Raw genomic sequence first — 24,309 nt, 5'->3', positions numbered from 1 at the left:
AGATACGAATGTCAAACGAACGTTTCTTGACGGAAAGCGCGCCGATCAAGCTGGTCTGCGAGAGGTTTCAACAAGATGCACGTCATGTTCCGCGGCGATGGAGCGCACGGATTCGATGCTGCATTCGTCCGTTACGAAGGTATGAACCTGCGATAGATGGCCGATGCGAACCGGAGCGGTTCGTTCGAACTTGGTGCTGTCGGCGACGAGAATGACGTGCCGCGCATTGGCGATGATGGCCTGCGCGACTTTCACTTCGCGAAAATCGAAATCCAGAAGCGCGCCGTCGGGATCGATCGCCGAGGCACCGATGACAGCGTAATCCACCTTGAACTGCTTGATGAAATCGACGGCCGCCTCGCCGACGATGCCGCCATCCGAGCCGCGCACGACACCGCCGGAAATGACGACTTCGATAGAGGGGAAAATACGCAACTTATTGGCAACGTTGATATTATTGGTAATAACCATCAGTTCGTGATGGCCAAGGAGTGCCTCGCCGACAGCTTCCGTCGTCGTGCCGATATTAATGAAAAGCGAGCTGTTGTTGGGGATCAGGCTTGCTGCGGCGCGGCCGATCGCCTGTTTTTCGGGTGCGGCGATGGAACGTCTTGCCTCATATTTTACGTTCTCGGTTCCGCCGGGGAAGATCGCGCCGCCATGCACGCGCGATAGCACGCGGCCGTCGCAGAGGTCGTTCAGGTCCTTGCGAATGGTTTGCGGCGTGACCGAGAAGCGCAGCGCCAGCTCTTCCACCAGTACTCGCCCTTCTGCCTTGGCGATTTCGAGGATCTCGGTCTGACGTCCGGATAGGAACATGGTTTTCGCTCCCTTTCTTTCGTTTTTTCGTCATCATATGATAAAGTGAAAATTCCGCAATTACCGGCGCGCGAATAGTGCGGTTGGGGAGGTCATCGTGTTTCATCCGAAGCTATTCGAAAATCGCAACGTCGTGGTCACCGGCGCCGGTCGTGGCATCGGGCTGGAGGTCGCGCGCCAGTTTCTCGATTGCGGCGCCCATGTCCTTGTTCATGTTGGCCGCGATGGCAGTCGCGATTTGCCTGATTTTCTGATGGAAGCGGAAGCCGAGCGCCGCGCCTTTCTCATTGCCGGCGATTTCGCCGCCCGCAATGGTACGCGCGATTTCGTTAGCGCTGCCGGCGAGCGTTTCGACCGCATCGACGTGCTTGTCAACAATGCCGGCACCATGGTCGGGCGATTCCCAGCCGGCGAGCTTACGGACGAACAATACGAGCAGATCGTTCATCTCAATCAGACTTCCGTGATGGAGGTGACGAGAGGACTGTTGCCGCTGCTGCGGGCAGCCGGGCAGGCGGCGATCGTCAATACGGTTTCGATTTCGGCGCTGACCGGCGGCAGCCCGGGATCGGCGATCTATTCCGCCTCGAAAGCCTTTGTCGCAACCTACTCGAAAGCACTGGCGCGCGAACTGGCACCGGATGGCATCCGGGTCAATTGCGTCTCTCCCGGCACGATATCAACCGATTTTCATGAGCGCTATTCCTCGAGAGAGAAGCTGGAGCAGACGCGCAAATCGATCCCACTTCAGCGCCTGGGAACGCCCGAAGATTGCGCGCCCGCCTATCTCTTTCTCGCAGCGCCCCTGCTTTCCGGCTACGTCACCGGGCAGGTAATTGAGATCAACGGCGGACAGCTTATCTGCTGATAAAACGGACCTTTTTTGGTTTTCCGTGTCTTTTTGAATCAGCTTCTGATTTGATAATATTATAAGCATACCTCTGGGGATTTCTTACTAGAGGCTGTCATATGTCGTCGTCTCTACCGCAGGGCGGTGCAGCGGAACGTGATGTTGAGGAAATGACTGACAGGGCGCGAAAGGCGAGCGCCCTGCTGAAAGCACTATCGCACGAGACGCGCCTGGCAATTCTCTTCACGCTTGCCAAGCACGAGAAAACGGTGATGGAGCTCGAGGCTCTTCTTGATCTTCCGCAGGCCGTCGTGTCGCAGCATTTGGCGCGTCTTCGCCTGGACAAGCTGGTCGATACGCGCCGCGAAGGGCGACTCATTCATTATGCCGTCGCGCGGTCGGAAATCTGTGCCGTCGTTGAGTCGCTGCAGAAGGCGTTCTGTCAGACCGATCGCTGATCCCTGAGGCCGCTTTGTATGTTGCGCTCGCCATGCTGTCGGTCTAACTCTTTCGTCGCGGGAGAGCGGGATGATCGACAAGCTGGAATTCTTCATAGCATTGGCGAATCAGAAGCATTTCGGACGTGCTGCCGAGGAATGCGGTGTGACGCAGCCGACCTTATCGGCGGCAATCCGGCAATTGGAAGATCAGCTCGGCGTAATGCTCGTCAGCCGCGGTTCACGCTTTCAGGGTCTGACGCCTGAGGGGCAGCGCGTGCTGGAATGGGCGCGCCGCATCGTCGGCGATAGCCGCACTATGCGCGAGGAGATGCGCGCGGCGCGCAAGGGTCTTGCCGGCCATATCCGGATCGCCGCCATTCCGACAGCGCTCGCCATGGTGCAGAAAATCACCACGCCTTTCCAGGAAAGACACCCTGACGTCACCTTCTCCATTTTATCGCGCAATTCGCTGCAGGTTCTGAGCCTGCTGGAAAATCTCGAGATCGATGCCGGCATTACCTATCTGGAAAACGAGCCGCTCGGCCGTGTCACCAGCGTGCCGCTCTATGCTGAGCGCTATCACCTGATTACCGCGGCGGGCAGCCCGTTTTCCGAGCGCAAGACCGTCACCTGGAAGGAAGTCGGCGATCTTCGGCTTTGTCTATTGACTGCCGACATGCAGAATCGCCGCATTATCAATCGGCATCTTGCCGAGGCAGGCGCAACGGCCAAACCGACGCTGGAATCCAATTCGATGATCGTGCTGTTTTCGCATGTGCAGACCGGGCGCTGGGCGAGCATCATGCCGAAGAATATCGCTGATTCCTTCGGTTTTCCGGCGGATATTCATAAGATCCCAATCACGGAGCCTGACGCCGAGCATCTTGTCGGCCTGGTCGCCACACATCGTGAACCCTTCACGCCCCTCGTCTCTGCCTTGTTGCACGAGGCAAGATTGCTCGCGGAAGAGGACGAGAATCGATAGAAATTTTCTATCGAGCAACGAGACTGCCTTATTGATCCCTAGCCGTCTCCCTGCGACCTTAACGGCATGGCGTGTCGATCGCGCGCCAGGAGGAAATGCCGCATAGGCCTTTTCCGAAGATTCGCCTTCGATCTTCGGAGCTATGCGCGGGAGGCTGCTAATGAGTTTGAATCAGGCTGCGGGCGATATCGCAACCCGGGCCGGCACCATCATCGATAGCATGAAATCGATGGAGGGGCCGCTTTTGCCGATCCTGCATGGGATCCAGGAAGAATTCGGTTATGTGCCGCAGGACGCGTTGCCGCTGATCGCCAAGGCACTGAACCTTTCCCGCGCCGAAGTGCACGGCGTCATGACCTTCTATCATGACTATCGCGATCATCCGGCCGGCCGCCATGTTCTGAAGCTCTGTCGCGCCGAAGCCTGTCAGTCGATGGGCGGCGATGCGCTGGCGGAGCGTATCAAGCGTCTCCTGGGTATCGATTTCCATCAGACCACGCTCGATGGCAGTGTCACGCTGGAGCCGGTCTATTGTCTTGGGCTTTGCACCTGCGCTCCGGCTGCGATGCTCGACGGCGAGCTGCATGGCCGGCTCGACGACGAAAGCGCCGAAGACCTCGTAAAGGAGGCGCGCCGATGACACTCACCATCTATGTCCCTCGCGATGCCGCCGCCCTTTCGCTGGGTGCGGAAAAGGTGGCGCAAGCCGTCACGCAGGAGATTGCCAAACGCGGGCTCGATGCGCGCATCGTACGCAACGGCTCGCGCGGCATGTTCTGGCTCGAACCTCTGGTCGAAGTCGAGATCGACGGCAAGCGCATCGGCTATGGACCGGTGAAGGCCAAGGATGTTCCCGCACTATTCGATGCCGGGCTCGCCGAAGGCGGCGAGCATCCGCTCTGTCTTGGGGAGGTCGAAAGCCTCCCATTCCTCAAGGAACAGACCCGCCTGACTTTTGCCCGCTGCGGCATCACCGACCCGCTTTCGCTGCAGGATTACGAAGCGCACGGCGGCCTGAAAGGTCTGCGCCGCGCCATCGGCATGGCTGCTGGCGATATCGTCAAGGAAGTGACCGATTCCGGCCTTCGCGGCCGCGGTGGCGCGGGTTTCCCGACCGGCATCAAGTGGAAGACGGTGCTCGATGCGCCGGGGACACGCAAATATATCGTCTGCAACGCGGACGAGGGCGATAGCGGTACCTTCGCCGACCGGATGATCATGGAAGGCGACCCCTTCGTGCTGATCGAGGGCATGGCGATTGCAGGCCTCGCGACGGGCGCGACCAAGGGCTTCGTCTATACGCGTTCGGAATATCCGCATGCGATCGCCGCGATGACGGAAGCTGTCGAAATCGCGCGCAAGGCCGGTATTCTCGGCGCATCCGTGCTCGGCTCAGGCAAAACCTTCGACATGGAAATCCGCACCGGCGCCGGCGCCTATGTCTGCGGCGAGGAAACGGCGCTCTTGAACAGCCTCGAGGGCAAGCGCGGCATCGTGCGTGCCAAACCGCCGCTGCCGGCGCATAAGGGCCTGTTCAACTGTCCCACCGTCATCAATAACGTGATCTCGCTCGCCTCGGTCCCCGTCATCATGGACAAGGGTGCTGCCTTCTATCGCGATTTCGGCATGGGCCGGTCGCGCGGCACGATCCCGCTGCAGATCGCCGGCAACGTCAAACATGGTGGCCTCTATGAAACGGCCTTCGGTCTTTCGCTCGGCGACATCGTCGACCGGATCGGCGGCGGCACGGCGACGGGGCGACCGGTCAAGGCCGTGCAGGTGGGTGGGCCGCTGGGCGCCTATTTCCCGCGCGCGCTGTTCGGCACGCCGTTCGACTATGAAGCGTTCGCGGCCAAGGACGGTCTCATCGGCCACGCCGGCATCGTCGTCTTCGACGATACCGCCGACATGCTGAAGCAGGCGCGGTTCGCCATGGAATTCTGCGCGGTCGAAAGCTGCGGCAAGTGCACGCCCTGCCGCATCGGCTCGACGCGCGGCGTCGAGACGGCCGACAAGATCGCGCGAGGGATCGAGCCGGAGAAAAACCGGGTGCTGCTTGCCGATCTCTGCAACACCATGAAGTTCGGTTCGCTCTGCGCGCTCGGCGGCTTCACGCCCTATCCCGTCATGAGCGCGATGACCCATTTTCCGGAGGATTTTTCTCCGGCTCCCTTGATTGAAGCGGCGGAGTAAGACCCATGTCCCTCGTTCCAGAAATCGATTACGGCACGCCGGCCTCCACATCCGAAACCATGGTGACGCTCACCATCGACGGTCGCCAGATCACGGTGCCCGAGGGTACGTCGATCATGCGCGCCTCGATGGAAGCAGGCATTCAGGTGCCGAAGCTCTGCGCCACCGATATGGTCGATGCCTTCGGCTCCTGCCGCCTCTGTCTCGTCGAGATCGAAGGCCGCAACGGCACGCCGGCCTCGTGCACGACGCCTGTGGCACCCGGCCTCGTCGTTCACACGCAGACCGGCCGGCTGAAGGACATCCGCCGCGGCGTGATGGAGCTCTATATCTCCGACCACCCGCTCGACTGTCTGACTTGCGCCGCCAACGGCGATTGCGAATTGCAGGATATGGCCGGCGCCGTCGGCCTGCGCGATGTGCGCTACGGCTATGAGGGCGACAACCACGTCAAGGCGCGCAACAACGGCGACATCAATCTGAAATGGATGCCGAAGGACGAGTCGAACCCCTATTTCACTTATGATCCTTCGAAGTGCATCGTCTGCTCGCGCTGCGTGCGCGCCTGCGAGGAAGTGCAGGGCACCTTCGCACTCACCATCGAGGGCCGCGGCTTCGGCTCGCGCGTCTCGCCCGGCATGCATGAGAGTTTCATCGATTCGGAATGCGTTTCCTGCGGCGCCTGTGTGCAGGCCTGCCCGACCGCGACACTGACCGAAAAATCGGTCATCTCGATCGGCCAGCCGGAGCATTCGGTCGTCACCACCTGCGCCTATTGCGGCGTCGGCTGTTCCTTCAAGGCGGAGATGCGCGGCGAGGAGCTGGTGCGCATGGTGCCGTGGAAAGACGGCCAGGCCAATCGCGGCCATTCCTGTGTCAAGGGCCGCTTCGCCTATGGCTATTCGACCCACAAGGACCGCATCCTCAATCCGATGATCCGCGAGAAGGTGACCGATCCCTGGCGTGAAGTGACCTGGGACGAGGCGTTTGCCCATATCGCCACCGAGTTCAAGCGGCTGCAATATCAGTATGGCCGCGATTCCATCGGCGGCATTACCTCCTCGCGCTGCACCAATGAGGAAACCTATCTGGTGCAGAAGCTGGTGCGCGCAGGCTTCGGCAACAACAATGTCGATACCTGCGCCCGCGTCTGCCATTCTCCCACAGGTTACGGCCTCGGCCAGGCTTTCGGCACCTCCGCCGGCACGCAGAATTTTGACAGCGTCGAGCATTCCGATGTCGTCATCGTCATCGGCGCCAACCCGACGGATGGCCATCCGGTCTTCGGTTCGCGCCTGAAGAAGCGGCTGCGCCAGGGCGCCAAGCTCATCGTCATCGATCCGCGCCGCATCGATCTGGTGCGCACGCCGCATGTCGAAGCCAGCTATCATCTGCCGCTGAAGCCAGGCACTAATGTCGCCATTCTGACGGCACTGGCACATGTGATCGTCACCGAAGGCCTGTTCGACGAGAAATTCATCCGTGAGCGCTGCGACTGGTCCGAATTCGAGGACTGGGCAGCCTTCGTTTCCGAGCCGCAGCACAGCCCGGAGGAAACGGAAAAATACACCGGCGTTTCTCCGGAACTCGTACGCGGCGCCGCTCGTCTGTTTGCCAAGGGCGGCAACGGCGCGATCTATTACGGTCTCGGTGTTACCGAGCACAGCCAGGGCTCGACCACCGTCATGGCGATCGCCAATCTCGCCATGGTGACGGGCAATATCGGCCGTCCGGGCGTCGGCGTGAACCCGCTGCGCGGACAGAACAACGTGCAGGGCTCCTGCGACATGGGCTCCTTCCCGCACGAGCTGCCGGGCTATCGTCATATCTCCGACGATGCGACCCGCGATATCTTCGAAAAGCTCTGGGGTGTGAAGCTCAACAACGAGCCGGGCCTCCGCATTCCAAACATGCTGGATGCCGCCGTCGAAGGCACGTTCAAGGGCATCTACATCCAGGGTGAGGACATTCTCCAGTCCGATCCGGACACCAAGCATGTTGCGGCCGGCCTTGCTGCGATGGAATGCGTCGTCGTCCACGACCTCTTCCTGAACGAGACCGCCAACTACGCCCACGTCTTCCTGCCCGGTTCGACCTTCCTGGAAAAGGACGGCACCTTCACCAATGCCGAGCGCCGCATCAACCGCGTGCGCAAGGTCATGACCCCGCGCAACGGCTATGCCGATTGGGAAGTGACACAGAAGATGGCGCAGGCCATGGGTCTCGGCTGGAACTATACGCATCCGTCCGAAATCATGGACGAGATCGCCGCGACGACGCCGAGCTTCGCGCTCGTCTCCTACGACTATCTGGAAAAGATGGGCTCGGTGCAGTGGCCCTGCAACGAGAAGACGCCGCTCGGCTCGCCGATCATGCATGTCGATGGCTTCGTGCGCGGCAAGGGCAAGTTCATCCGCACGGAATATGTCCCGACCGACGAGCGCACCGGCCCGCGCTTCCCGCTGCTACTGACGACCGGGCGTATCCTCAGCCAGTACAATGTCGGTGCCCAGACGCGGCGCACGGAGAATGTCGTCTGGCACGCGGAGGACCGCCTGGAGATCCATCCGCACGACGCCGAGCAGCGCGGCATCCGCGAGGGCGATTGGGTGCGGCTCAGCAGCCGATCCGGCGACACGACGCTCAGGGCGTTGATTACCGACCGCGTCGCGCCCGGTGTCGTCTATACGACGTTCCATCATCCGGACACGCAGGCGAACGTCATTACCACGGATTATTCCGACTGGGCGACGAACTGCCCGGAATACAAGGTGACGGCCGTGCAGGTCTCGCCCTCGAATGGTCCATCGCAGTGGCAGGTCGAGTATGATGAACAGGCCCGGCAGTCCCGACGCATCGTTGGGAAGATGGAGGCTGCGGAGTGAGTTTGAGGATGCGGCGGAATACCCCCCTCTGTCACTTCGTGACATCTCCCCCACAAGGGGGGAGATTGGTAGCTCGCGGGATGCTCTCGGCACAAGCTTATGCTGTATCTGTAGAGGTTGCAGCTTATTGTTTAACGGATAAAGAGCGTCAAACTCCCAACGATCTCCCCCCTTGTGGGGGAGATGTCGCGATAGCGACAGAGGGGGGTACTTTCCGCCCCACCCCACAATGACCAAATTCACGCCCACCACCCTCGTCCCCGAGACCGCCCGCCGCAACGGGTTGGTGCGGTCCGGCTCCCGAATTGTCCCCGAGGAAGTACCGATCGCTTTTTCCTATGGCGGCACCTCGCACGCGGTCATGATGGGTACGCCCGCCGATATCGAGGATTTCGCTGTCGGCTTCAGCCTCACCGAGGGCATCATCACCGATATGAGTGAGATTGCTGCGATCGAGCCGATTGAGGACGAGCAGGGGATCGACGTGCAGATCACGCTCGTCGATGATGCCGCGGATGCCCTGCGGCTGCGCCGCCGCCATATGGCGGGCCCCGTCGGCTGCGGCCTTTGCGGCATCGAATCGATCGAACAGGCAGTTCGCAAGGTGCCGGATGTCTCGAAAGTTGCTTTGAAGCTGACGCAGAGGGATATCGTTCGCGCCATCGCTCTCCTCAATGATGCCCAGCCGCTGCATCGCGAGACGCATGCCGTGCATGGCGCGGGCTTCTATATTCCGTCCGAGGGTCTGCTTGCCGTGCGCGAGGATGTCGGCCGGCACAATGCGCTCGACAAGCTATGCGGCGCGGTCATTCGGTCCGGTCATAAGGGCGCGGATGGCGTGGTCGCCGTCACCAGTCGCCTTTCCGTCGAGATGGTGCAGAAGGCAGCGATATTAGGCAGTTCCGTCCTTGTAGCGATTTCCGCGCCGACGGCGCTTGCGATCCGTACGGCCGAGGAGGCCGGCATGACGCTGGTGGCGCTGGTGCGCGGCGACGATTTCGAGATTTTCACCCACCCGCATCGCATCATCACGGGGAGCATCGCCGATGTCGCCTGACGAAACGCCGCATGGCAAGACCGAGACCAAGCTCATCTATATGGCGAACCAGATCGCCACCTTCTTCAAGACACAGCCGGCGGGTGAGGCGGTGCAGGGTGTGGCTACGCATATCAACAAATTCTGGGAGCCGCGCATGCGGAGACAGCTGTTCGCGATCATCGATCATGGCGACAGTGGGCTGAACCCTTTGGTCCTGGAGGCGGCCTCGCTGATCCACAGGCCGGCGCCGGCCGAGGAAATTAAGTCGGCTTAATACTAGCACAGATGGCGCATTGGGATGGAGAGTGGAGGCTCTATCGTCGAATGCGATTCCTTTGAGGAAGGGTGCCGGTCTTTGAAGCAAGGAGGAGTTGTTCATGACGGCTGCGGATACGAATATTTCCCGAGGGACGGCAACGGCGGGTCTGCTCGATCGTGAGCGCATCATTGCCAAGCCGGGCTTCAACCGGTGGCTGGTGCCGCCGGCGGCATTGGCGATCCATCTCTGCATCGGCATGGCCTATGGCTTCAGCGTGTTCTGGCTGCCGCTCTCCAAGGCGCTCGGTACTCCGGCTCCAGCTCCTGCAGAATGCGCCAGCCTCAATCTTCTGACCGCCCTGTTCACGACGAGCTGCGACTGGCGCGTCAGCGATCTCGGTTGGATCTATACGCTGTTCTTCGTGCTGCTCGGCTCCTCCGCTGCCATCTGGGGCGGCTGGCTGGAACGGGCCGGGCCGCGCAAGGCCGGCGTAGTCGCTGCCTGCTGCTGGTGCGGCGGTATCCTGATTGCCGCGATTGGCGTCATCTTCCATCAGCTCTGGATCATGTGGATCGGCGCCGGCGTCATCGGCGGTATCGGGCTTGGTCTCGGCTATATTTCACCCGTGTCAACGCTGATCAAATGGTTTCCGGATCGGCGCGGCATGGCGACGGGCATGGCGATCATGGGTTTCGGCGGCGGCGCGATGATCGGGGCGCCGCTTGCGAGCCTGCTGATGAACCACTTTCGCACGGATGGATCGGTGGGCGTCTGGCAGACTTTCATCGTCATGGCGGCCATCTATTTCGTCTTCATGATGGGAGGCGCCTTCGGCTATCGCCTGCCGCCGGCCGGCTGGCGTCCTGAGGGCTGGACGGCACCCGCGGCCAAGAGCTCGATGATTACCACAAAGCATGTGCATCTCCGCGATGCCCACAAAACCCCGCAGTTCTGGCTGATCTGGGCAGTATTGTGCCTCAACGTCTCGGCCGGCATCGGCGTCATCGGCATGGCCTCGCCCATGCTGCAGGAGATTTTCGGCGGAGCCCTCATCGGCCTGCCGGATGTGAAATTCGCCGATCTCAGCAAGGATCAGATCGCCACCGTCGCTGCCATAGCCGCCGGCTTTGCCGGTCTGCTGTCGCTCTTCAACATCGGTGGGCGCTTCTTCTGGGCGTCGCTCTCCGACAAGATCGGCCGCAAGAACACCTATTATTGCTTCTTCGTCATCGGCATTGCGCTCTATGTCCTGGCTCCCTGGGCGGCCGGTATCCATAGCAAAGTGCTGTTCGTCGGTGCGCTTTGCATCATCCTGTCGATGTATGGCGGCGGCTTCGCTACCGTTCCCGCCTATCTTGCCGATATCTTCGGCACGCAGTTCGTAGGTGCGATCCATGGCCGGCTGCTGACGGCATGGGCGACGGCCGGGATCATCGGGCCTGTCGTCGTCAACTATATCCGCGAGGCACAGAAGGCAGCAGGCGTCGAAGGTGCGCAGCTCTACACCTTCACCATGTATATTCTTGCGGGCATGCTGGCTCTGGGCTTGATCGCCAATTCGCTGGTCAAGCCGCTCTCGGACAAATGGTTCATGTCGGACGAGGAGGTGGCGGCGCTGCAGGCAAAGACCGCTGCCGCCAATGCAGGCCCCACCGGCTCCTTCGGCATCGGCACGGGTGGTTTCGACGGCAAGGCACTGATCGCCTGGGCACTCGTCGGCATTCCGCTCCTCTGGGGTGTATGGGTGACGATCAAGAGCACCTACGCATTGTTCGGCTAACCAAGCATTTTGAAGACGACAAAGCCGAATTGCGAGAAAACCGCCGCGAGAGAGCGGCGGTTTTTTAAAAAGGACTATGCGGCGAAGTTATGCGGCAAGTTCATCTGTTTCGTTTTCCTTGAACATCTTGGCGAGGTTCAGGAAGCAGATCATGCCATTCTCCGTGGCGATGATGCCTTCGCAATAGGCGCGATCGAAGGAGGCGGTCACTTCCGGCACCGGTTGCACCTGGCTGGAGGCGATCGTCAGGATGTCGGAGACGCGGTCGACCAGCATGCCGATGACCATGTTATGCACTTCGGCGACGACAATGGCGCTGCGTTCGTTGGCGACCGTGCTCTGCATGCCGAGCTTGTAGGCAAGGTCGATGATCGGGATGACCGAACCGCGCAGGTTCATGACGCCGATGACATCGGCCGGCGCGTGCGGGATCGGCGTCGAGGGTGCCCAGCCGCGTATTTCGCGGATCGTGGTGGTCTTGACGCAGAATTCCTGATCATGCAGCCGGAAGGCAATGATCTCCAGAGTATCGCCGCTGAAGCTGGTGGAATTGATCGTGGCCATGAACGTTCTTCCCATTGAACCCGTGACGCCGATGCGGCGCGTTATTGGCACGATAGGGCAAGAAGATTGCTTAAACCTAAACCTATACAAGCGGTTTCGACAGTATTGGCTGGCAAAGCAAGATGCTGGAAGTATGGAGGTTGTAAAGGGGGAGCAGCCACCCGCCCCCGTGGTTCGAGGGCGCTCACGCGCCACCTCACCATGAAGGCTGATCGTCTCGCTCTGCTGAGAGCGTAGCTATATCGAGGAAGGGCTTACTCCACCCTCATTCTGAGCCTGTCGAAGGACGAGGGTGGCCCCAGATAGGAATGCTCGCCCGCCGGCAATCCATCACCGGATTCCTTTGCCGGCCGGACAGCGCCTCAGGCGGCCCGGGTCGGTCGATCGAAGATGCGCCGGCCAAAGAGGCTTGCGGCCATTTCCACCAGCACGCGGGCGCTCTTGCCGCGATCATCGAGGAACGGGTTGAGCTCGACCAGATCGAGCGACGAGACGAGATTGCTGTCGGAGAGCATCTCCATGATGAGATGCGCTTCGCGATAGGTCGCGCCGCCCGGCACGGTGGTTCCGACGCCCGGCGCGATATCCGGATCGAGGAAATCGACATCGAAGCTGACATGCAGCAGGCCGTTGGCTTCGCTGACGGTATCAAGCACCTTGCGCATGATGGCGGCGACACCCTGCTCGTCGAGGGAACGCATGTCGAAGACGTTGACGCCGTGTTCGCGGATTTCCTCGCGCTCGCGCGGGTCGACGGAGCGGATGCCGACCTGGAAGACCTTCGTCGGGTCGACCAGCGGCCGCCCGGCCGGCAGAACACCCTCGATCTCGGCTTCGCCGCAGAAGAATGCAACGGGCATGCCGTGAATATTGCCCGAGGGGGAGGTGGCGGGCGAATTGAAATCGGAGTGGGCGTCGAGCCAGAGCACGAAGAGCGGGCGGCCGACCTCCGCCGCATGGCGGGCCATGCCGGAGACGCTGCCCATGGAGAGACTGTGGTCGCCGCCGAGGATCAGCGGGAAGCCGCCAGACGATGCGACATCATAGACCTTCGCTTCCAGCGCACGCGTGAAGGCGCCGACAATCTTCAGATTGTGAGCGTGGGGATGGTCCGGAAGATCCGCTGCCGGAACAGGATGCAGGTCGCCGCTATCCGTGACGCGATGGCCAAGTTCGGTCAGGGTGGTTTCGATGCCTGCGATGCGGAGCGCCGTCGGACCCATGCCGGCGCCGCGGCGGCCGGAGCCTTCCTCCAGGGGAACGCCGATCAGGGTAACGGGAGTGGATTGCGTATTCATCGGCATTGCTCCGAGAGTTAGAGCGATTCCGGAAAAGCCAGCAGCGGCTTTGCCGGGACGGCATGAAAACAATGAGATAGACCAGTTCGCGGCCAGTGAAGAGCTGATCGGCCTGAATCAGGTTGCCTTGCATTATCAATTGTCTGGATGACAGCAAAAAGATAGAAAATTGTCCAGAATCATCCGACTTTCGACAGATTGATCAGTCTGATTGCGCAGAATGACAATCCGACGGCTCAATCTTCATGTGAGCTCGCGCTGCGCAACAACGCACACATCTCCGTTTCCTCTCACTCGATAATGGTCTGCTTCCGCGGGAGAAGTGTTCCTCAATATTCATGCTCGTAGACGACGCCGGCTTCCCCGGCGCCGTCGGATCCCGCCGCACCGCGCAGCTTCACGCCGCGACCGACGTTAAAATTGATGATGGCCTTGGTGTTGTTTGAAGCGCCCTGCTGCAGTTCGATATAGGTGCGCTTGTTGATATACTTGCCGGCGCCAACCTGTGCCTGGCCGTTCGCATCCGTCGAGATGTCGAGATCGTCGACGCCAAGATGGCTGCGCAGGCCTTCGAAGAGCGAGGTGGAGCGTCCGCCGGCCAACTGGCTGGCGGCGTCGGCGAGCTGGGCGATCTGCATGGCCGATAGTTTCGACATGGATTGGCCGAAGATCAGCTGTGCCAGCACCTCGTCCTGCGGCAGAGCCGGCGATGAGGAGAAGCCGATCTGCGGGTCGGTCGCCAACCCGGTGACATCGACCGTTATCGTGGTGGAGCCTGCCGTCGACGTCGCTTCCATGTTGAGCGCCGGCGTCAGATCGCCGCCGAAGGTGATCTTGCTGGTATCGGTGAAGTCAAGCCGACGGCTCAAGATGGTCAGACGCCCGCGCCGCATGGTGAATCCACCGGACACGATTGGTTCTGCTGCCGTGCCGCGCACCGTGATGTTGCCGCCGAGTTCGGCATCGATGCCGCGGCCACGCACGAAAATCTGCGAGGGTGCCTCGAGTTGCAGATCGATGCCGAGCGTGGTCGATTTGCTGCGCGGCGCCTCCGGTTTCTGATCCTTGAACTGGGCGTTGACCGCAGCCGGCGCATTCTTGTGCTTGATGTTGATCTCAGACAGCGAGGCCGGCAGCTTCTGCGGCACGGTGATCGATGCCTTGTTGATCCTAAGATTGCCCGTCAGCATCGGCGCGGTCATGAGCGGTCCTTTGATGCCGAGCGTGCCGTTGACCGTCGCGGTGACCAGGGTCCCGTCGACATAGGTCGCATTGTTGAACTTCATCTGGATATCGGCAGGGAAGCCGCTATCCGGGGTAATGCCGACCGTGCCGCTGCCGGAAACGCTGCCGCCGCTCGTGAGGTTGCCGCTCAGCCGCGAGATGACGGCCTGCCGGCCATCGAGCGTAACCGTGACGGCGAGGCCGTTGAGGGTCAGATTTCGCCGTACATCGACCAGCTTGGCGCCGTCGGTGGTGATCGAGCCTGTAATGGCGGGTGCTGCCGTCGTGCCGCCGATCTGCATGTCGATTTTCGCCGTACCCGTCATGACCAGGCCCTGGGCGGCCAGCTGGCCTGCCAAGGCGTCGAACGGCAGACTACCGGCAAACCTCAGCGCCATCGCCTTGTTGCCGGCAATAGCGACGGTGCCGCTGCCATTCAGCGCCAGGCCGCTCTGGCCGGTCAGGTTGGTGTTGATGGTGACGACATTATCGGCGAACTTGCCGTCCGCCTTGATGCCGAGCGCGGCGAGGCCGGCGGATTTCGTCTGGCTTGTTGCTGCTCCCGACCAGTTGGTCTGGAAGACAACGGCCGGTGAGGCGGCCTTGCCGGTGACCGCGATCGTGCCCGAGATGACGCCTTCTGCCGCAAGCGTCGGCGCAAAGACATTGGCCAGGCTCGCGGGCAGGTTGGCTATCTTCGCATTGATGTTCAGGACCTGCCCGGCGGTGCCATCAACGGTCACTGAACCGCCACCGGTCTGAAGGGTCAGGCCGTTCAGAGAGGCGATGCCGTCCTTGATGACGATCTTCGTCGGCGATGCGAGCTTCACCGGTATCGTGCGCGGCGCGCCTGCAAACGAGTCGAGGCTCACCGTCGTCTGGCCACCAGCCGTTTCGACGCTGCCGTGTGTCGTCAGCGGCGCGCTATCATAGGTCGACTTCAGATCAAAATCCGTGCGGCTGCCCTGCTGGGTGAAGGTCAGGTTAAGATCGGCGATGCGGTTGGCGCCGGAGGCGATCGTATCGGCGCGGATGGTGCCATTTGCAGAGAGGGCCTTGAGATCATCGACGGCAAGTGCCACGGCCGGCTTGCTAATGACGAGATCGTCGCGGCGGATGCCGCTGCCGTTTGCATTGACTTTCAGGCCGATCTTGCCGCCGGTGCTGGCGATGTCGAGCGAGCCCTTGAGGTCACCCTCGGCCTGCTGGCCGGCAAGCGCGGCCAGAAGGCTGAGATCCGGCAGGTCAAAGGTCAGCGCGCCTGTCGGCTCGAAGCTCGGCGACAGATCCAGTTTGCCTTGCAGTTTGTTGATGCCGATTTCGGCTGCCAGCGATGGGATACTGGTGCGGCCATCCTTGGAAACGGCGTCGGCGGTGATGCGGATCGGCTTGCCGTCGATTGCCCCATTTGCCCGGATATTTGCCTGCGGTGCCTTGGGATCGGCGGTGCCGGTCACGCCGACGTCAAGCGTATCGAGCAGCCGTCCCGCCAGCTTGACATTGACGGCCCTGACGGTCGCGTCGATGCCGAGTGCAGAGAGCGGTCCCTTGGCCTTGAGACCGATATCGGCCTGTCCTTGCGCGTTCGGGACGAGCTTGGAAAGGTCGAGTACCTTGCCGGATAGATCTGTGGTTAGCGATTGGTCGTTGAGCGCGACATTGCCATTGATTTCGGCGACATTGGATTTCACCGCAAGATTGGAGAGCGTCATCTTGGTCGGCACCGTGCCGGCGACCTGGCCTTCCAGGGAGATCGTGCCTTCGAACTTGTCCGAGACACCATCCGGCAGAACGCCGGGCAGGGCGAAAAGCTTGAAATTGCCCGTCAGCGCCTTCGACGACAGCGTATATTTGCCGTTGACGGTGCCGCCGATGCTGGCGCTTTCCAATGTCGTATTGTTGAAGCCGATCGTATCGGGCGAGAGCTGCAGCGGCGCAGTCAGCGCAATCGGCGCGCGGATGAGGCGATTGAGGTCGGGGCTCACGAAGGCCGTCTGGCCGACAACCAGGCGAAGCTGCAGCGGGCCGGACATGCCGGTGAGATTGAAGGCATCGCTGCGGGCACTGAGATTGATCTGTCCGATATTGCCCTGCGGCGTGCTGGCGCTGTCGAGAGCAGCTTTTGCGTCGATCTTCACCGATTGGGCCGCACCCGTCAGCGCGATGTCAACCCGCGAAATCAGGGCGCGGACCTCGCCGTTTTCCATAGGCCAGCGGAAATCGACGGGGCCGGAGGTGCCGATGAGATTGGCATTGAGGCTATTGTTGCCGGCGGGATCGAGTGTGCCTGATGCGGCAAGCACGGCGCTGCCGGTGGCGAGATTGCCAGTCTGGATATCGATCTTGCCCTTGCCGTCGAAGGTTGCGGAGAGATCGATGGTGGTCTGGCCGGCAAAGAGCGCGCGCATGGTCGGCGGCAGGAGGGAATCGACATCGCCGCCGCCTTTGACATCGATGTGGCGCAGGCCGTCGTTGGAGAGGCTGTGGTGACCGCTGATGGCGACTGTCGGCTTGCCGTCGAGTGACGCCTGCAGCTTGCCGGCCCAGTTGGAGAGAGGGCCATCGCCGGAAAGATCGATATTGACGGCAGGGCCGCCCGGCAGGTGCAGCAGCCCGGCCAGCATGCCGTCGCGCGGCTCGGAGATCTGTGTCTTCAGTTTCAGCTGATTGTCGGCCGGAGCAAAGGCGATATCGGCGGAAAGCTTGGCATCCGGCACATCGTGCCTGAAGGCATTGAGTGTCAGACCCATACTGCTGTTGTTTGCCTTGACGCTGCCGTCGGCGGCGAGAACGAAGTCCTGCCCGGCAACGGCCTGTCCGATGCGAAGATCAGGCAGGGCGATGGCGCCGATATCGATGGCGATGGGCAGGGAGAAACCGCTGGAGCTTGCCGGCTGCGTTGCCGGTGCGGATGCGACCGTCGAAACCGGCAGCCGTTCGAAATCGACCACATCGGCTGCGACGCGATCGGCATGGAAGGTGCCGGTCAGCAAGGACAGTGGAGACCAGTCGATGGCAAGGTTCTGCACCTTGGCATAGGGGCCTTTCGTGTCGGACACAGTGATCGAACCGACCCTCAGATTGCCGTTCAGCAGTCCTGAGGGCGCGGCGATGGCGATGGTACGATCCGGCGTAGATGCGAGCTTTGCCACCTGATCGACGGCATAACCGGTTGCGGAGGGTACGAGGCCGACGACGAGCACAGCCACGATCACGAGCAAAAGGATTGCCACGACCGCATAGGCGATCCAGCGCACCAATTTCCCGAGGATTCGAATCAATATGCTCATGAAAGCGACAGTAACCTCAATTTCGTAACCGTGTGCTGAAAGGCCCGCGACAACTCTGCGCTTTATCAGAAGGCCTGACCGATGCCGGCATAGATGCCATAAGATGTGCCATTGTCATATTTCTTCAACGGCACAGCGACATCGAGCCTGATCGGACCGAAGGGCGTAGCGTAGCGCAAGCCGACGCCAGCGCCAATGCGCAGATCGGACGCGTCGGGCAAGACGCTGTCTGTGACGCTACCCATATCGACGAAAGGCACGACGCCGATCGTGTCTGTGATCTTCACCCGCGCTTCGAAGGAGGCTGTCACGTAGGAGCGTCCGCCAGTTTCGTCGCCGTGGGAGTTATAGGGCGAGATTTCCTGATAGCTGTAACCGCGCACCGAGCCGCCGCCACCGGCATAGAAACGCCGGGTCGCGGGAATGTCCTCGATGCTGTTTGCGCCCAGCAACGAGCCTGCGGCGAGCTTGCCGGCGAAGACCACGTTGTTGTTGGCGCCTATGCCCTTGTAACCGGTGATCGAACCTTCGAAGGAGCTGAAAACCGTGCCGCCCATTGCTTCATAGCTCGGTTTGGCGCTGATGGAGGCACGATAACCTTCGGTCGGATCCAGCTTGTTGTCGCGCGTGTCCCTGATGTATTCGAGCGGGATCGCGACCGTCAGGTAATTATGTTTTCCGAAAGCATCGGTGGTATCGGATTCATAGGACACCTCGCCGCCGGCAGATACCGTATCCTGATCGTTGATTTCATAGGCGAGGCCGCCGCTCGCCGTGACCGTGTTGGCGTCGTAGGCGTCCGGATGCAGGCTCTGCATCTTGAGGCCGGCGGTAAAAGTTGCCGAGGGATAGAAGGTTGCCGGCCGCACATAGGTGATGCCGGCGGTATAGTCGAGCTGGCCGACATCCGTGGTCTCGCCGATGCGGGAAACCGAGCCCTCAATGCGCAGCGAATCCGCGCGTCCCGTCAGGTTGCGGTGTCCCCAATAGCCCTGCAGGCCGAAACCGTCGATGGTGGAATATTGTGCGCCGACACCGAAGAAGCGCTGCTTGCCTTCCGACACCTCGATGGTCGTCGGGATGCTGCCATCCGGCGCCAGCTTGTCGGCCTCGCGAATGGTAACGCTTGAAAAGACGCCGAGCTTTCTCAGGCGGTCCGAGGCCTTCTTCAGCTCGTCGGGCGAGTAGGGCTTGCCTTCGTTGATGCGGGCATAGCGCTTAATGAAGTCTGGATCGACCGACTTCTGGCCGGTAACGCCGACATTGCCGAAGGGAGCGACGGGGCCGCTTTCGACCTTCAGCGAGACATCCACGGTATTGGTCGAATGATCGGCAATGACCTGGCGCTCGTCCAGTTTGGCGAGTGGGTGGCCTTCGTTCTTGAAGTCGACGACCATCTTGTCGCCTGCCTTCAGAATGGTCAATGAGCCGGCATCGCCGCCCCGCACGAGGCCATAATTGGCCGGGTCCAGCCTCGCGGCGTCGCCAAGCAGGTTGATCTTGCCGAGTTTGAAGACCGGGCCGGGATCGACGCTGATGGTGACGGCAACGGGCTTGGCGCGGCTGAAGGTCGGCGTCGGCGGTAAGGCGTCGAGAGGCGTGCCGTTGACGGCAATGGTGACCACGCCGCCGTAACGGGCCTTTTCGTAAAGCGCTGCTATCAGCCGGTCGCGATCGTCGCGCGCCTTCACGACGACGCCAAGGTCGCCGGATACCGGCTTCTTTTCGTCGGAGATCAGCATCGAGCTATCGCTCAATGCTTCCTTGAGGTCCTTGTCGAGATTATCGGACTTGAAATCCACCGTGTAGCGGACGGGATCGGAAACCTGATCCGCCGTTTCGTCTTCACCCCAGAGCTTGATGCCGAAAAGTTTGAATGCAAAGGCATTTTGGGCGCACACCGGACCGAGCGCCAGCATTGCCGCAACCGCTGCCACGGTTCCTGCCTGCCGATACGCAATACTCTTTCTCGGTTCAGTTCTTTTATGCATACGCCGCTTTACGGTTACATGAGAACTTACTCAGTTTGACGTTTCCCGGGGGTTAACGCGCGGCCACCATAGAGGCAAAAGTCTCTCAGGTGTACCGTTTTGGAGTCAAAAACAGGGAAAATATGCCCGTTAGCGCGCGAAACGCTGAGGTTCTTGCTGGAATTCTCATATATTCAGGCGGCCCGAAAAACAGCGTCCTTGGGTTGTCAAAACCATGCGATAACCAGGTTTCGCCGCGTTGCCAAAGGCATTTGCGGCCCGAATCAAAAAGTCCCGGACTTGCGGCCCGGGACCTTCGAAATTCGATGAAAGATCGATCAATCGATCAATAGCCGCCGTAACCACCGCGATAGCCACCGCGCGGGCAATCGTCGATGTAGCGACGGCCGTAGCGGTCGCGGTAGTAGCACTGGCCGGGTTGTTCCTGGACGCTGCCGATGACGGCGCCGGAAACGCCACCGATCGCTGCGCCGACTGCCGCGCCGCGGACGTTGCCGGTGACCGCGCCGCCGATGATCGCGCCGGATGCCGCGCCGATGCCTGCGCCCTGTTCTGTCGGCGTGCAGCTTGCGATAGACAAGCCGACCAATGCGAGCATAAGAACTTTCTTCATTTACTCTCTCCAACGTTAGTTAAGCCGAACCCCGGCCAACGTCGTCCCAATTCTTCAGCTCCACCACGATGGGCTGTCTTTACAGTCCTGCAACGATAGAAAATATCGTGCAAAATATGATTGTCTATTGGTGGATAGCAGTTTTTTTATTGCTGAAAAAAGGCGGCTTGCCATCTGGAGAAGAAAACAGCTTGCCGGGAGGCAGAAAATCCACCTCCTCTCTAAAGTAGAGGTTGATTGGATTGCGAAAAAGTCAAATGATGCTCCTTGCCTCTGGAGGAGAGGCGAGGAGGAAAATATGGCAAAAGTGACTTTGACGGTGAACGGCCGTTCGGTCAGCGGTGAGTGCGAGAATCGCACGCTGCTTGTCCATTTCATCAGGGAAAAACTCGGCCTGACCGGAACCCATGTCGGCTGCGACACCAGCCAATGCGGCGCCTGCGTCGTGCACATGGACGGCAAGTCGGTGAAGAGCTGTTCCATCCTGGCCGTTCAGGCTTCCGGCTCCAAGATCACAACCATCGAGGGTCTCGCCGCCAATGGCGAGCTGCATCCGGTTCAGGCCGCCTTCAAGGAGCATCATGGCCTGCAATGCGGCTTCTGCACGCCGGGCATGGTGATGACATCGGCCGACATGATCAACCGTCATGGCGGCAAGCTGGACGAAAAGACCGTTCGCAGCGAACTCGAAGGCAATATCTGTCGATGCACCGGCTATCACAACATCGTCAAGGCGGTGCTTTCAGCCAATGCCGCGATGAACGCCGCAAGCCAAGCGGCCGAATAAATTCCACCGAGACCGTCTGGCTAAACGCCCGGGCTGTGATCTTGGCGGATTGCCAGGCCCGGAACCCCAATGGAGGATGTGATGGGCGTTGAAGGCATTGGCGCGCGCGTGGCGCGCAAGGAAGACAAGCGATTTCTGACGGGCAAGGGGCGCTACACCGACGACATGGTGACGCCGGGAATGAAATATGCCTATTTCGTTCGCAGCCCGCATGCACATGCGAAGATCAAGGGCATCGACGCGTCGGCGGCTCTTTCCATGCCGGGCGTGACCGGCGTGCTCGACGGCAAACAGCTGCTTGATGATGGCATCGGCAATCTGATCTGTGGCTGGATGATCCATTCTAAGGATGGATCGCCGATGAAGATGGGCGCGTGGCGGCCGCTGGCGGTCGATACCGTCCGCTATGTCGGCGATGCCGTCGCCATCGTCGTGGCCGATAGTCTTGGCGAGGCGCGCGATGCGGCGGAAGCCGTGGCAGTCGACTATGAGGAGCTGCCTGCCGTTGTTGAGGCGGTGGATGCGCTGAAAGCCGGCGCGCCACAGATCCATCCGGAAGCGCCCGATAATTTAATCTTCGACTGGGAACTGGGCGATGCAGCGGCGACCGACAAGGCGATTGCCGAGGCCGCGCATGTCACCGAAGTCGAGATTCATAACAACAGGCTTTCGCCGAATGCCATGGAGCCGCGCGCTACGCTCGGCATCTATGATGCGGCCGAAGACCATTATACCTGCTATACGACCAGCCAGAACCCGCATGTGGCCCGGCTCGTCATGAGCGCCTTCTATAATGTCGCGCCGGAAAACAAGCTGCGCGTCATCGCGCCCGATGTCGGCGGCGGTTTCGGCTCGAAGATCTATATCTACCCGGAGGAAATCGTCTGCCTCTGGGCATCGAAGAAGACCGGCGTGCCTGTGAAATGGACGGCGGATCGCACGGAAGCCTTCCTCACCGATGCACATGGTCGCGATCATGTCTCCAAGGTCAAGATGGCCTTCGATGCACAGAACCGCATGACGGCTCTGAAGGTCGACACGATCGCCAATCTCGGCGCCTATATGTCGCTCTTCTCCTCGGCGGTGCCGACCTATCTCTATGCGACGCTGCTGTCGGGCCAATATGATATCCCGGCAATCCATGCCAATGTCCGCACGGTCTATACCAATACCGTGCCCGTCGACGCCTATCGCGGAGCAGGGCGGCCGGAGGCGACCTATCTGCTGGAGCGCACGGTGGAAACGGCTGCGCGCGAACTCGGCGTTTCGCCGGCGGAGCTAAGAAGGATCAACTTCATCCGTTCCTTCCCCCATCAGACGCCCGTCATCATGAACTACGATGCCGGCGACTACGAGGCTTCACTCAACGCCGCCATGCAGCAGGCGGATTGGGCAGGTTTCCCTTCCCGCAAGGCAGCAGCCGCCGCCCGCGGTATGAAGCGCGGCATCGGCATGAGCTGCTACATCGAAGCCTGCGGCATCGCGCCCTCGCAGGCCGTGGGATCGCTCGGGGCCGGCGTCGGCCTCTGGGAATCGGCCGAAGTGCGGGTGAACGCGGTCGGAACCATCGAAGTGCTTACCGGTTCGCACAGCCACGGACAGGGGCATGAAACGACCTTCGCGCAATTGGTCGCCGATCGCCTCGGCGTGCCGATCGACAGCGTATCCATCGTCCACGGCGATACCGACAAGGTGCAGATGGGCATGGGCACTTATGGTTCCCGCTCCGGCGCCGTCGGCATGTCCGCCGTCGTCAAGGCGCTCGACAAAGTGGAGGCGAAGGCAAAAAAGATCGCCGCACATCTGATGGAGGCCGATGAGAGCGATATCGTCATCGAGAACGGCGAAGTGAAAGTGGCAGGCACCGACAAGGCGCTGCCATGGTTCCAGGTGGCGCTCGCCTCCTATACCGCCCACAATCTGCCTGCCGGTATGGAGCCAGGCCTGAAGGAAACTGCCTTCTACGATCCGGCGAACTTCACCTTCCCGGCCGGCTGCTACATCTGCGAGGTCGAAGTGGATCCGGAAACGGGCAAGACCGAGATCGTGCAGTTCGTCGCGGCCGACGATTTCGGCAACATCATCAATCCGATGATCGTCGAGGGACAGGTGCATGGCGGCATCGCGCAAGGTATCGGTCAGGCGCTGCTGGAAGGCGTACATTACGACGAGAGCGGCCAGCTTCTGACGGCCAGCTTCATGGACTACACCATGCCGCGCGCCGATGATCTGCCGTCCTTCCAGCTTTCGCATCAGAATACGCCATGCCCGAACAATCCCCTGGGGATCAAGGGATGCGGCGAGGCGGGTGCGATCGGCTCGCCGCCGGCGCTGATGAACGCCATCACCGATGCGATCGGCAACAACAGGCTGACCATGCCGGCAACCCCGCTCAAGGTGTGGGAAGCGGCACGGGCCACGGCCTGAAACGAGAGGAGGATAGGACAATGTACGCAACGAATTACCATCGCGCCTCCTCGGTCGACGAAGCCGTGAAGCTTCTGTCTGATGCCGACGAAGGCAAATATGTTTCCGGCGGCATGACACTGATCGCCACCATGAAGCAGCGTCTGGCATCGCCGAGCGATCTCGTCGATCTCAGGCATATCCCTTCGATCAAGGGAATCCGCGTCGATGGCCGCAGGGTCACGATCGGCGCGGCGACCACCCATGCGGAGGTTGCCTCTTCGGCAGCGATCCGTGCGGTCTGTCCGGCGCTTTGCGACCTTGCCGGCATGATCGGCGATCCGCATGTCCGGCACATGGGCACGATCGGCGGCTCCATCGCCAATAATGACCCGTCGGCGGATTATCCCTCGGCAATGCTGGCGCTGAATGCCACCATCGTCACCGACCGGCGCCAGATCGCGGCTGACGACTTCTTCCGGGGTCTGTTCGAAACGGCACTGGAAGGGGCGGAGCTCATCACCTCCATCGCCTTCGACGCACCGGAAAGGGCAGCTTACGCAAAATTCCCCAATCCGGCTTCACGCTATGCGATGACGGGTGTCTTCGTCGCCAAGGGGGCGGGGGGCGTGCGCGTTGCCATTACCGGTGCCGGTGCGGACGGCGTGTTCCGCCATACCGAACTGGAGCAGGCGCTTGCGGCGAACTTTCTGCCGGACGCGGTTACCGGCGTGACGGTGGACCCATCCGCGCTGCTGTCCGACCTGCACGCCACGGCCGAATATCGCGCCAATCTGATCAAGGTTATGGCCAAGCGCGCTGTGGCTGCCGCCTAGATTCGCCGTGAACAAGCCCGGAGCGGCAGGGTTTACCCTCCGCTCCGGAG

18 protein-coding genes are annotated in these 24,309 nt (G+C 61.0%); 12 read left to right on the top strand and 6 right to left on the bottom strand.

Annotated elements, in window-relative coordinates:
- Positions 1-45 precede the first annotated feature (45 nt).
- Positions 46-819 carry a DeoR/GlpR family DNA-binding transcription regulator gene (locus AC13QY_RS26465; protein ID WP_269244516.1) on the bottom strand — a complete coding sequence of 258 codons (774 nt, stop codon included), beginning with the start codon at positions 817-819 and terminating at the stop codon, positions 46-48.
- A gap of 97 nt (positions 820-916) precedes the next feature.
- Between AC13QY_RS26465 and AC13QY_RS26460 the strand changes: the two genes are divergently transcribed.
- The 9 genes from AC13QY_RS26460 (at position 917) to AC13QY_RS26420 (ending at position 11,250) form a co-directional block, all read left to right on the top strand.
- Entirely contained in the window at positions 917-1,687 is a 771-nt protein-coding gene (locus tag AC13QY_RS26460) for an SDR family NAD(P)-dependent oxidoreductase (RefSeq protein WP_269244515.1), read from the top strand.
- Between the two features lie 101 nt (positions 1,688-1,788).
- Entirely contained in the window at positions 1,789-2,127 is a 339-nt protein-coding gene (locus AC13QY_RS26455; RefSeq protein ID WP_113333660.1) for an ArsR/SmtB family transcription factor, read from the top strand.
- A 70-nt stretch (positions 2,128-2,197) separates the two neighbouring features.
- A complete protein-coding gene (locus tag AC13QY_RS26450) occupies positions 2,198-3,094 on the top strand; it encodes a LysR family transcriptional regulator (RefSeq protein WP_183809767.1) in 897 nt (298 codons plus the stop codon).
- A 160-nt stretch (positions 3,095-3,254) separates the two neighbouring features.
- Positions 3,255-3,734 (top strand): formate dehydrogenase subunit gamma, encoded by a 480-nt coding sequence (locus AC13QY_RS26445; RefSeq protein WP_269244514.1) that lies wholly within the window; start codon positions 3,255-3,257, stop codon positions 3,732-3,734.
- Positions 3,731-5,287 (top strand): formate dehydrogenase beta subunit, encoded by a 1,557-nt coding sequence (locus tag AC13QY_RS26440; protein WP_269244513.1) that lies wholly within the window; start codon positions 3,731-3,733, stop codon positions 5,285-5,287. The genes AC13QY_RS26445 and AC13QY_RS26440 overlap by 4 nt, the downstream gene beginning before the upstream one ends.
- 5 nt (positions 5,288-5,292) lie before the next feature.
- Entirely contained in the window at positions 5,293-8,172 is a 2,880-nt protein-coding gene (fdhF, locus tag AC13QY_RS26435) for a formate dehydrogenase subunit alpha (protein WP_269244512.1), read from the top strand.
- A gap of 229 nt (positions 8,173-8,401) precedes the next feature.
- A complete protein-coding gene (gene fdhD, locus AC13QY_RS26430; RefSeq protein WP_269244511.1) occupies positions 8,402-9,229 on the top strand; it encodes a formate dehydrogenase accessory sulfurtransferase FdhD in 828 nt (275 codons plus the stop codon).
- Positions 9,219-9,485, top strand: coding sequence for a formate dehydrogenase subunit delta (locus AC13QY_RS26425; RefSeq protein ID WP_113333905.1), 267 nt, complete (start codon positions 9,219-9,221; stop codon positions 9,483-9,485). The genes fdhD and AC13QY_RS26425 overlap by 11 nt, the downstream gene beginning before the upstream one ends.
- A 103-nt stretch (positions 9,486-9,588) precedes the next feature.
- The gene (locus AC13QY_RS26420; protein WP_269244510.1) at positions 9,589-11,250 is read left to right on the top strand and encodes an OFA family MFS transporter; all 1,662 of its coding nucleotides are present in this window, start codon (positions 9,589-9,591) and stop codon (positions 11,248-11,250) included.
- A gap of 87 nt (positions 11,251-11,337) precedes the next feature.
- Here the strand turns inward: AC13QY_RS26420 and AC13QY_RS26415 are convergent, their stop codons facing one another.
- The 5 genes from AC13QY_RS26415 to AC13QY_RS26395 all read right to left on the bottom strand — a co-directional run bounded on the left by AC13QY_RS26415 (position 11,338) and on the right by AC13QY_RS26395 (position 20,230).
- Entirely contained in the window at positions 11,338-11,814 is a 477-nt protein-coding gene (locus AC13QY_RS26415) for a chemotaxis protein CheW (protein ID WP_095436032.1), read from the bottom strand.
- Positions 11,815-12,176: 362 nt separating this feature from the next.
- A complete protein-coding gene (gene rocF / locus AC13QY_RS26410) occupies positions 12,177-13,112 on the bottom strand; it encodes an arginase (protein ID WP_113354439.1) in 936 nt (311 codons plus the stop codon).
- Positions 13,113-13,441: 329 nt separating this feature from the next.
- A complete protein-coding gene (locus tag AC13QY_RS26405; RefSeq protein WP_269244509.1) occupies positions 13,442-17,626 on the bottom strand; it encodes a translocation/assembly module TamB domain-containing protein in 4,185 nt (1,394 codons plus the stop codon).
- Between the two features lie 65 nt (positions 17,627-17,691).
- Complete coding sequence (locus AC13QY_RS26400) at positions 17,692-19,617, bottom strand: autotransporter assembly complex protein TamA (protein ID WP_269244508.1); 1,926 nt, start codon at positions 19,615-19,617, stop codon at positions 17,692-17,694.
- A gap of 325 nt (positions 19,618-19,942) precedes the next feature.
- Positions 19,943-20,230 carry a YMGG-like glycine zipper-containing protein gene (locus tag AC13QY_RS26395; RefSeq protein WP_113333910.1) on the bottom strand — a complete coding sequence of 96 codons (288 nt, stop codon included), beginning with the start codon at positions 20,228-20,230 and terminating at the stop codon, positions 19,943-19,945.
- Positions 20,231-20,528: 298 nt separating this feature from the next.
- On the opposite strand from AC13QY_RS26395, the gene AC13QY_RS26390 reads away from it, so the two are divergent.
- From AC13QY_RS26390 to AC13QY_RS26380, 3 genes are all read left to right on the top strand, one after another.
- A complete protein-coding gene (locus AC13QY_RS26390; RefSeq protein ID WP_488494230.1) occupies positions 20,529-21,017 on the top strand; it encodes a (2Fe-2S)-binding protein in 489 nt (162 codons plus the stop codon).
- A gap of 81 nt (positions 21,018-21,098) precedes the next feature.
- Positions 21,099-23,444, top strand: coding sequence for a xanthine dehydrogenase family protein molybdopterin-binding subunit (locus AC13QY_RS26385; protein ID WP_269244507.1), 2,346 nt, complete (start codon positions 21,099-21,101; stop codon positions 23,442-23,444).
- 20 nt (positions 23,445-23,464) lie between these two features.
- Entirely contained in the window at positions 23,465-24,259 is a 795-nt protein-coding gene (locus tag AC13QY_RS26380) for an FAD binding domain-containing protein (RefSeq protein ID WP_269244506.1), read from the top strand.
- The last annotated feature ends 50 nt before the right edge of the window (positions 24,260-24,309 follow it).

It is taken from the genome of Martinezella sp. CNPSo 3795, assembly GCF_057784475.1.
This window is presented reverse-complemented; position numbering and strand designations above follow the sequence as displayed.

What these genes read in the sequence shown, in the direction of transcription:
- AC13QY_RS26465 (WP_269244516.1), bottom strand. Translation starts at nt 819, where the DNA reads ATGTTCCTATCCGGACGTCAGACCGAGATCCTCGAAATCGCCAAGGCA.
- AC13QY_RS26455 (WP_113333660.1), top strand. Translation starts at nt 1,789, where the DNA reads ATGTCGTCGTCTCTACCGCAGGGCGGTGCAGCGGAACGTGATGTTGAG.
- AC13QY_RS26450 (WP_183809767.1), top strand. Translation starts at nt 2,198, where the DNA reads ATGATCGACAAGCTGGAATTCTTCATAGCATTGGCGAATCAGAAGCAT.
- AC13QY_RS26445 (WP_269244514.1), top strand. Translation starts at nt 3,255, where the DNA reads ATGAGTTTGAATCAGGCTGCGGGCGATATCGCAACCCGGGCCGGCACC.
- AC13QY_RS26440 (WP_269244513.1), top strand. Translation starts at nt 3,731, where the DNA reads ATGACACTCACCATCTATGTCCCTCGCGATGCCGCCGCCCTTTCGCTG.
- fdhF (WP_269244512.1), top strand. Translation starts at nt 5,293, where the DNA reads ATGTCCCTCGTTCCAGAAATCGATTACGGCACGCCGGCCTCCACATCC.
- fdhD (WP_269244511.1), top strand. Translation starts at nt 8,402, where the DNA reads ATGACCAAATTCACGCCCACCACCCTCGTCCCCGAGACCGCCCGCCGC.
- AC13QY_RS26425 (WP_113333905.1), top strand. Translation starts at nt 9,219, where the DNA reads ATGTCGCCTGACGAAACGCCGCATGGCAAGACCGAGACCAAGCTCATC.
- AC13QY_RS26420 (WP_269244510.1), top strand. Translation starts at nt 9,589, where the DNA reads ATGACGGCTGCGGATACGAATATTTCCCGAGGGACGGCAACGGCGGGT.
- AC13QY_RS26415 (WP_095436032.1), bottom strand. Translation starts at nt 11,814, where the DNA reads ATGGCCACGATCAATTCCACCAGCTTCAGCGGCGATACTCTGGAGATC.
- rocF (WP_113354439.1), bottom strand. Translation starts at nt 13,112, where the DNA reads ATGAATACGCAATCCACTCCCGTTACCCTGATCGGCGTTCCCCTGGAG.
- AC13QY_RS26405 (WP_269244509.1), bottom strand. Translation starts at nt 17,626, where the DNA reads ATGAGCATATTGATTCGAATCCTCGGGAAATTGGTGCGCTGGATCGCC.
- AC13QY_RS26400 (WP_269244508.1), bottom strand. Translation starts at nt 19,617, where the DNA reads ATGCATAAAAGAACTGAACCGAGAAAGAGTATTGCGTATCGGCAGGCA.
- AC13QY_RS26395 (WP_113333910.1), bottom strand. Translation starts at nt 20,230, where the DNA reads ATGAAGAAAGTTCTTATGCTCGCATTGGTCGGCTTGTCTATCGCAAGC.
- AC13QY_RS26390 (WP_488494230.1), top strand. Translation starts at nt 20,529, where the DNA reads ATGGCAAAAGTGACTTTGACGGTGAACGGCCGTTCGGTCAGCGGTGAG.
- AC13QY_RS26385 (WP_269244507.1), top strand. Translation starts at nt 21,099, where the DNA reads ATGGGCGTTGAAGGCATTGGCGCGCGCGTGGCGCGCAAGGAAGACAAG.
- AC13QY_RS26380 (WP_269244506.1), top strand. Translation starts at nt 23,465, where the DNA reads ATGTACGCAACGAATTACCATCGCGCCTCCTCGGTCGACGAAGCCGTG.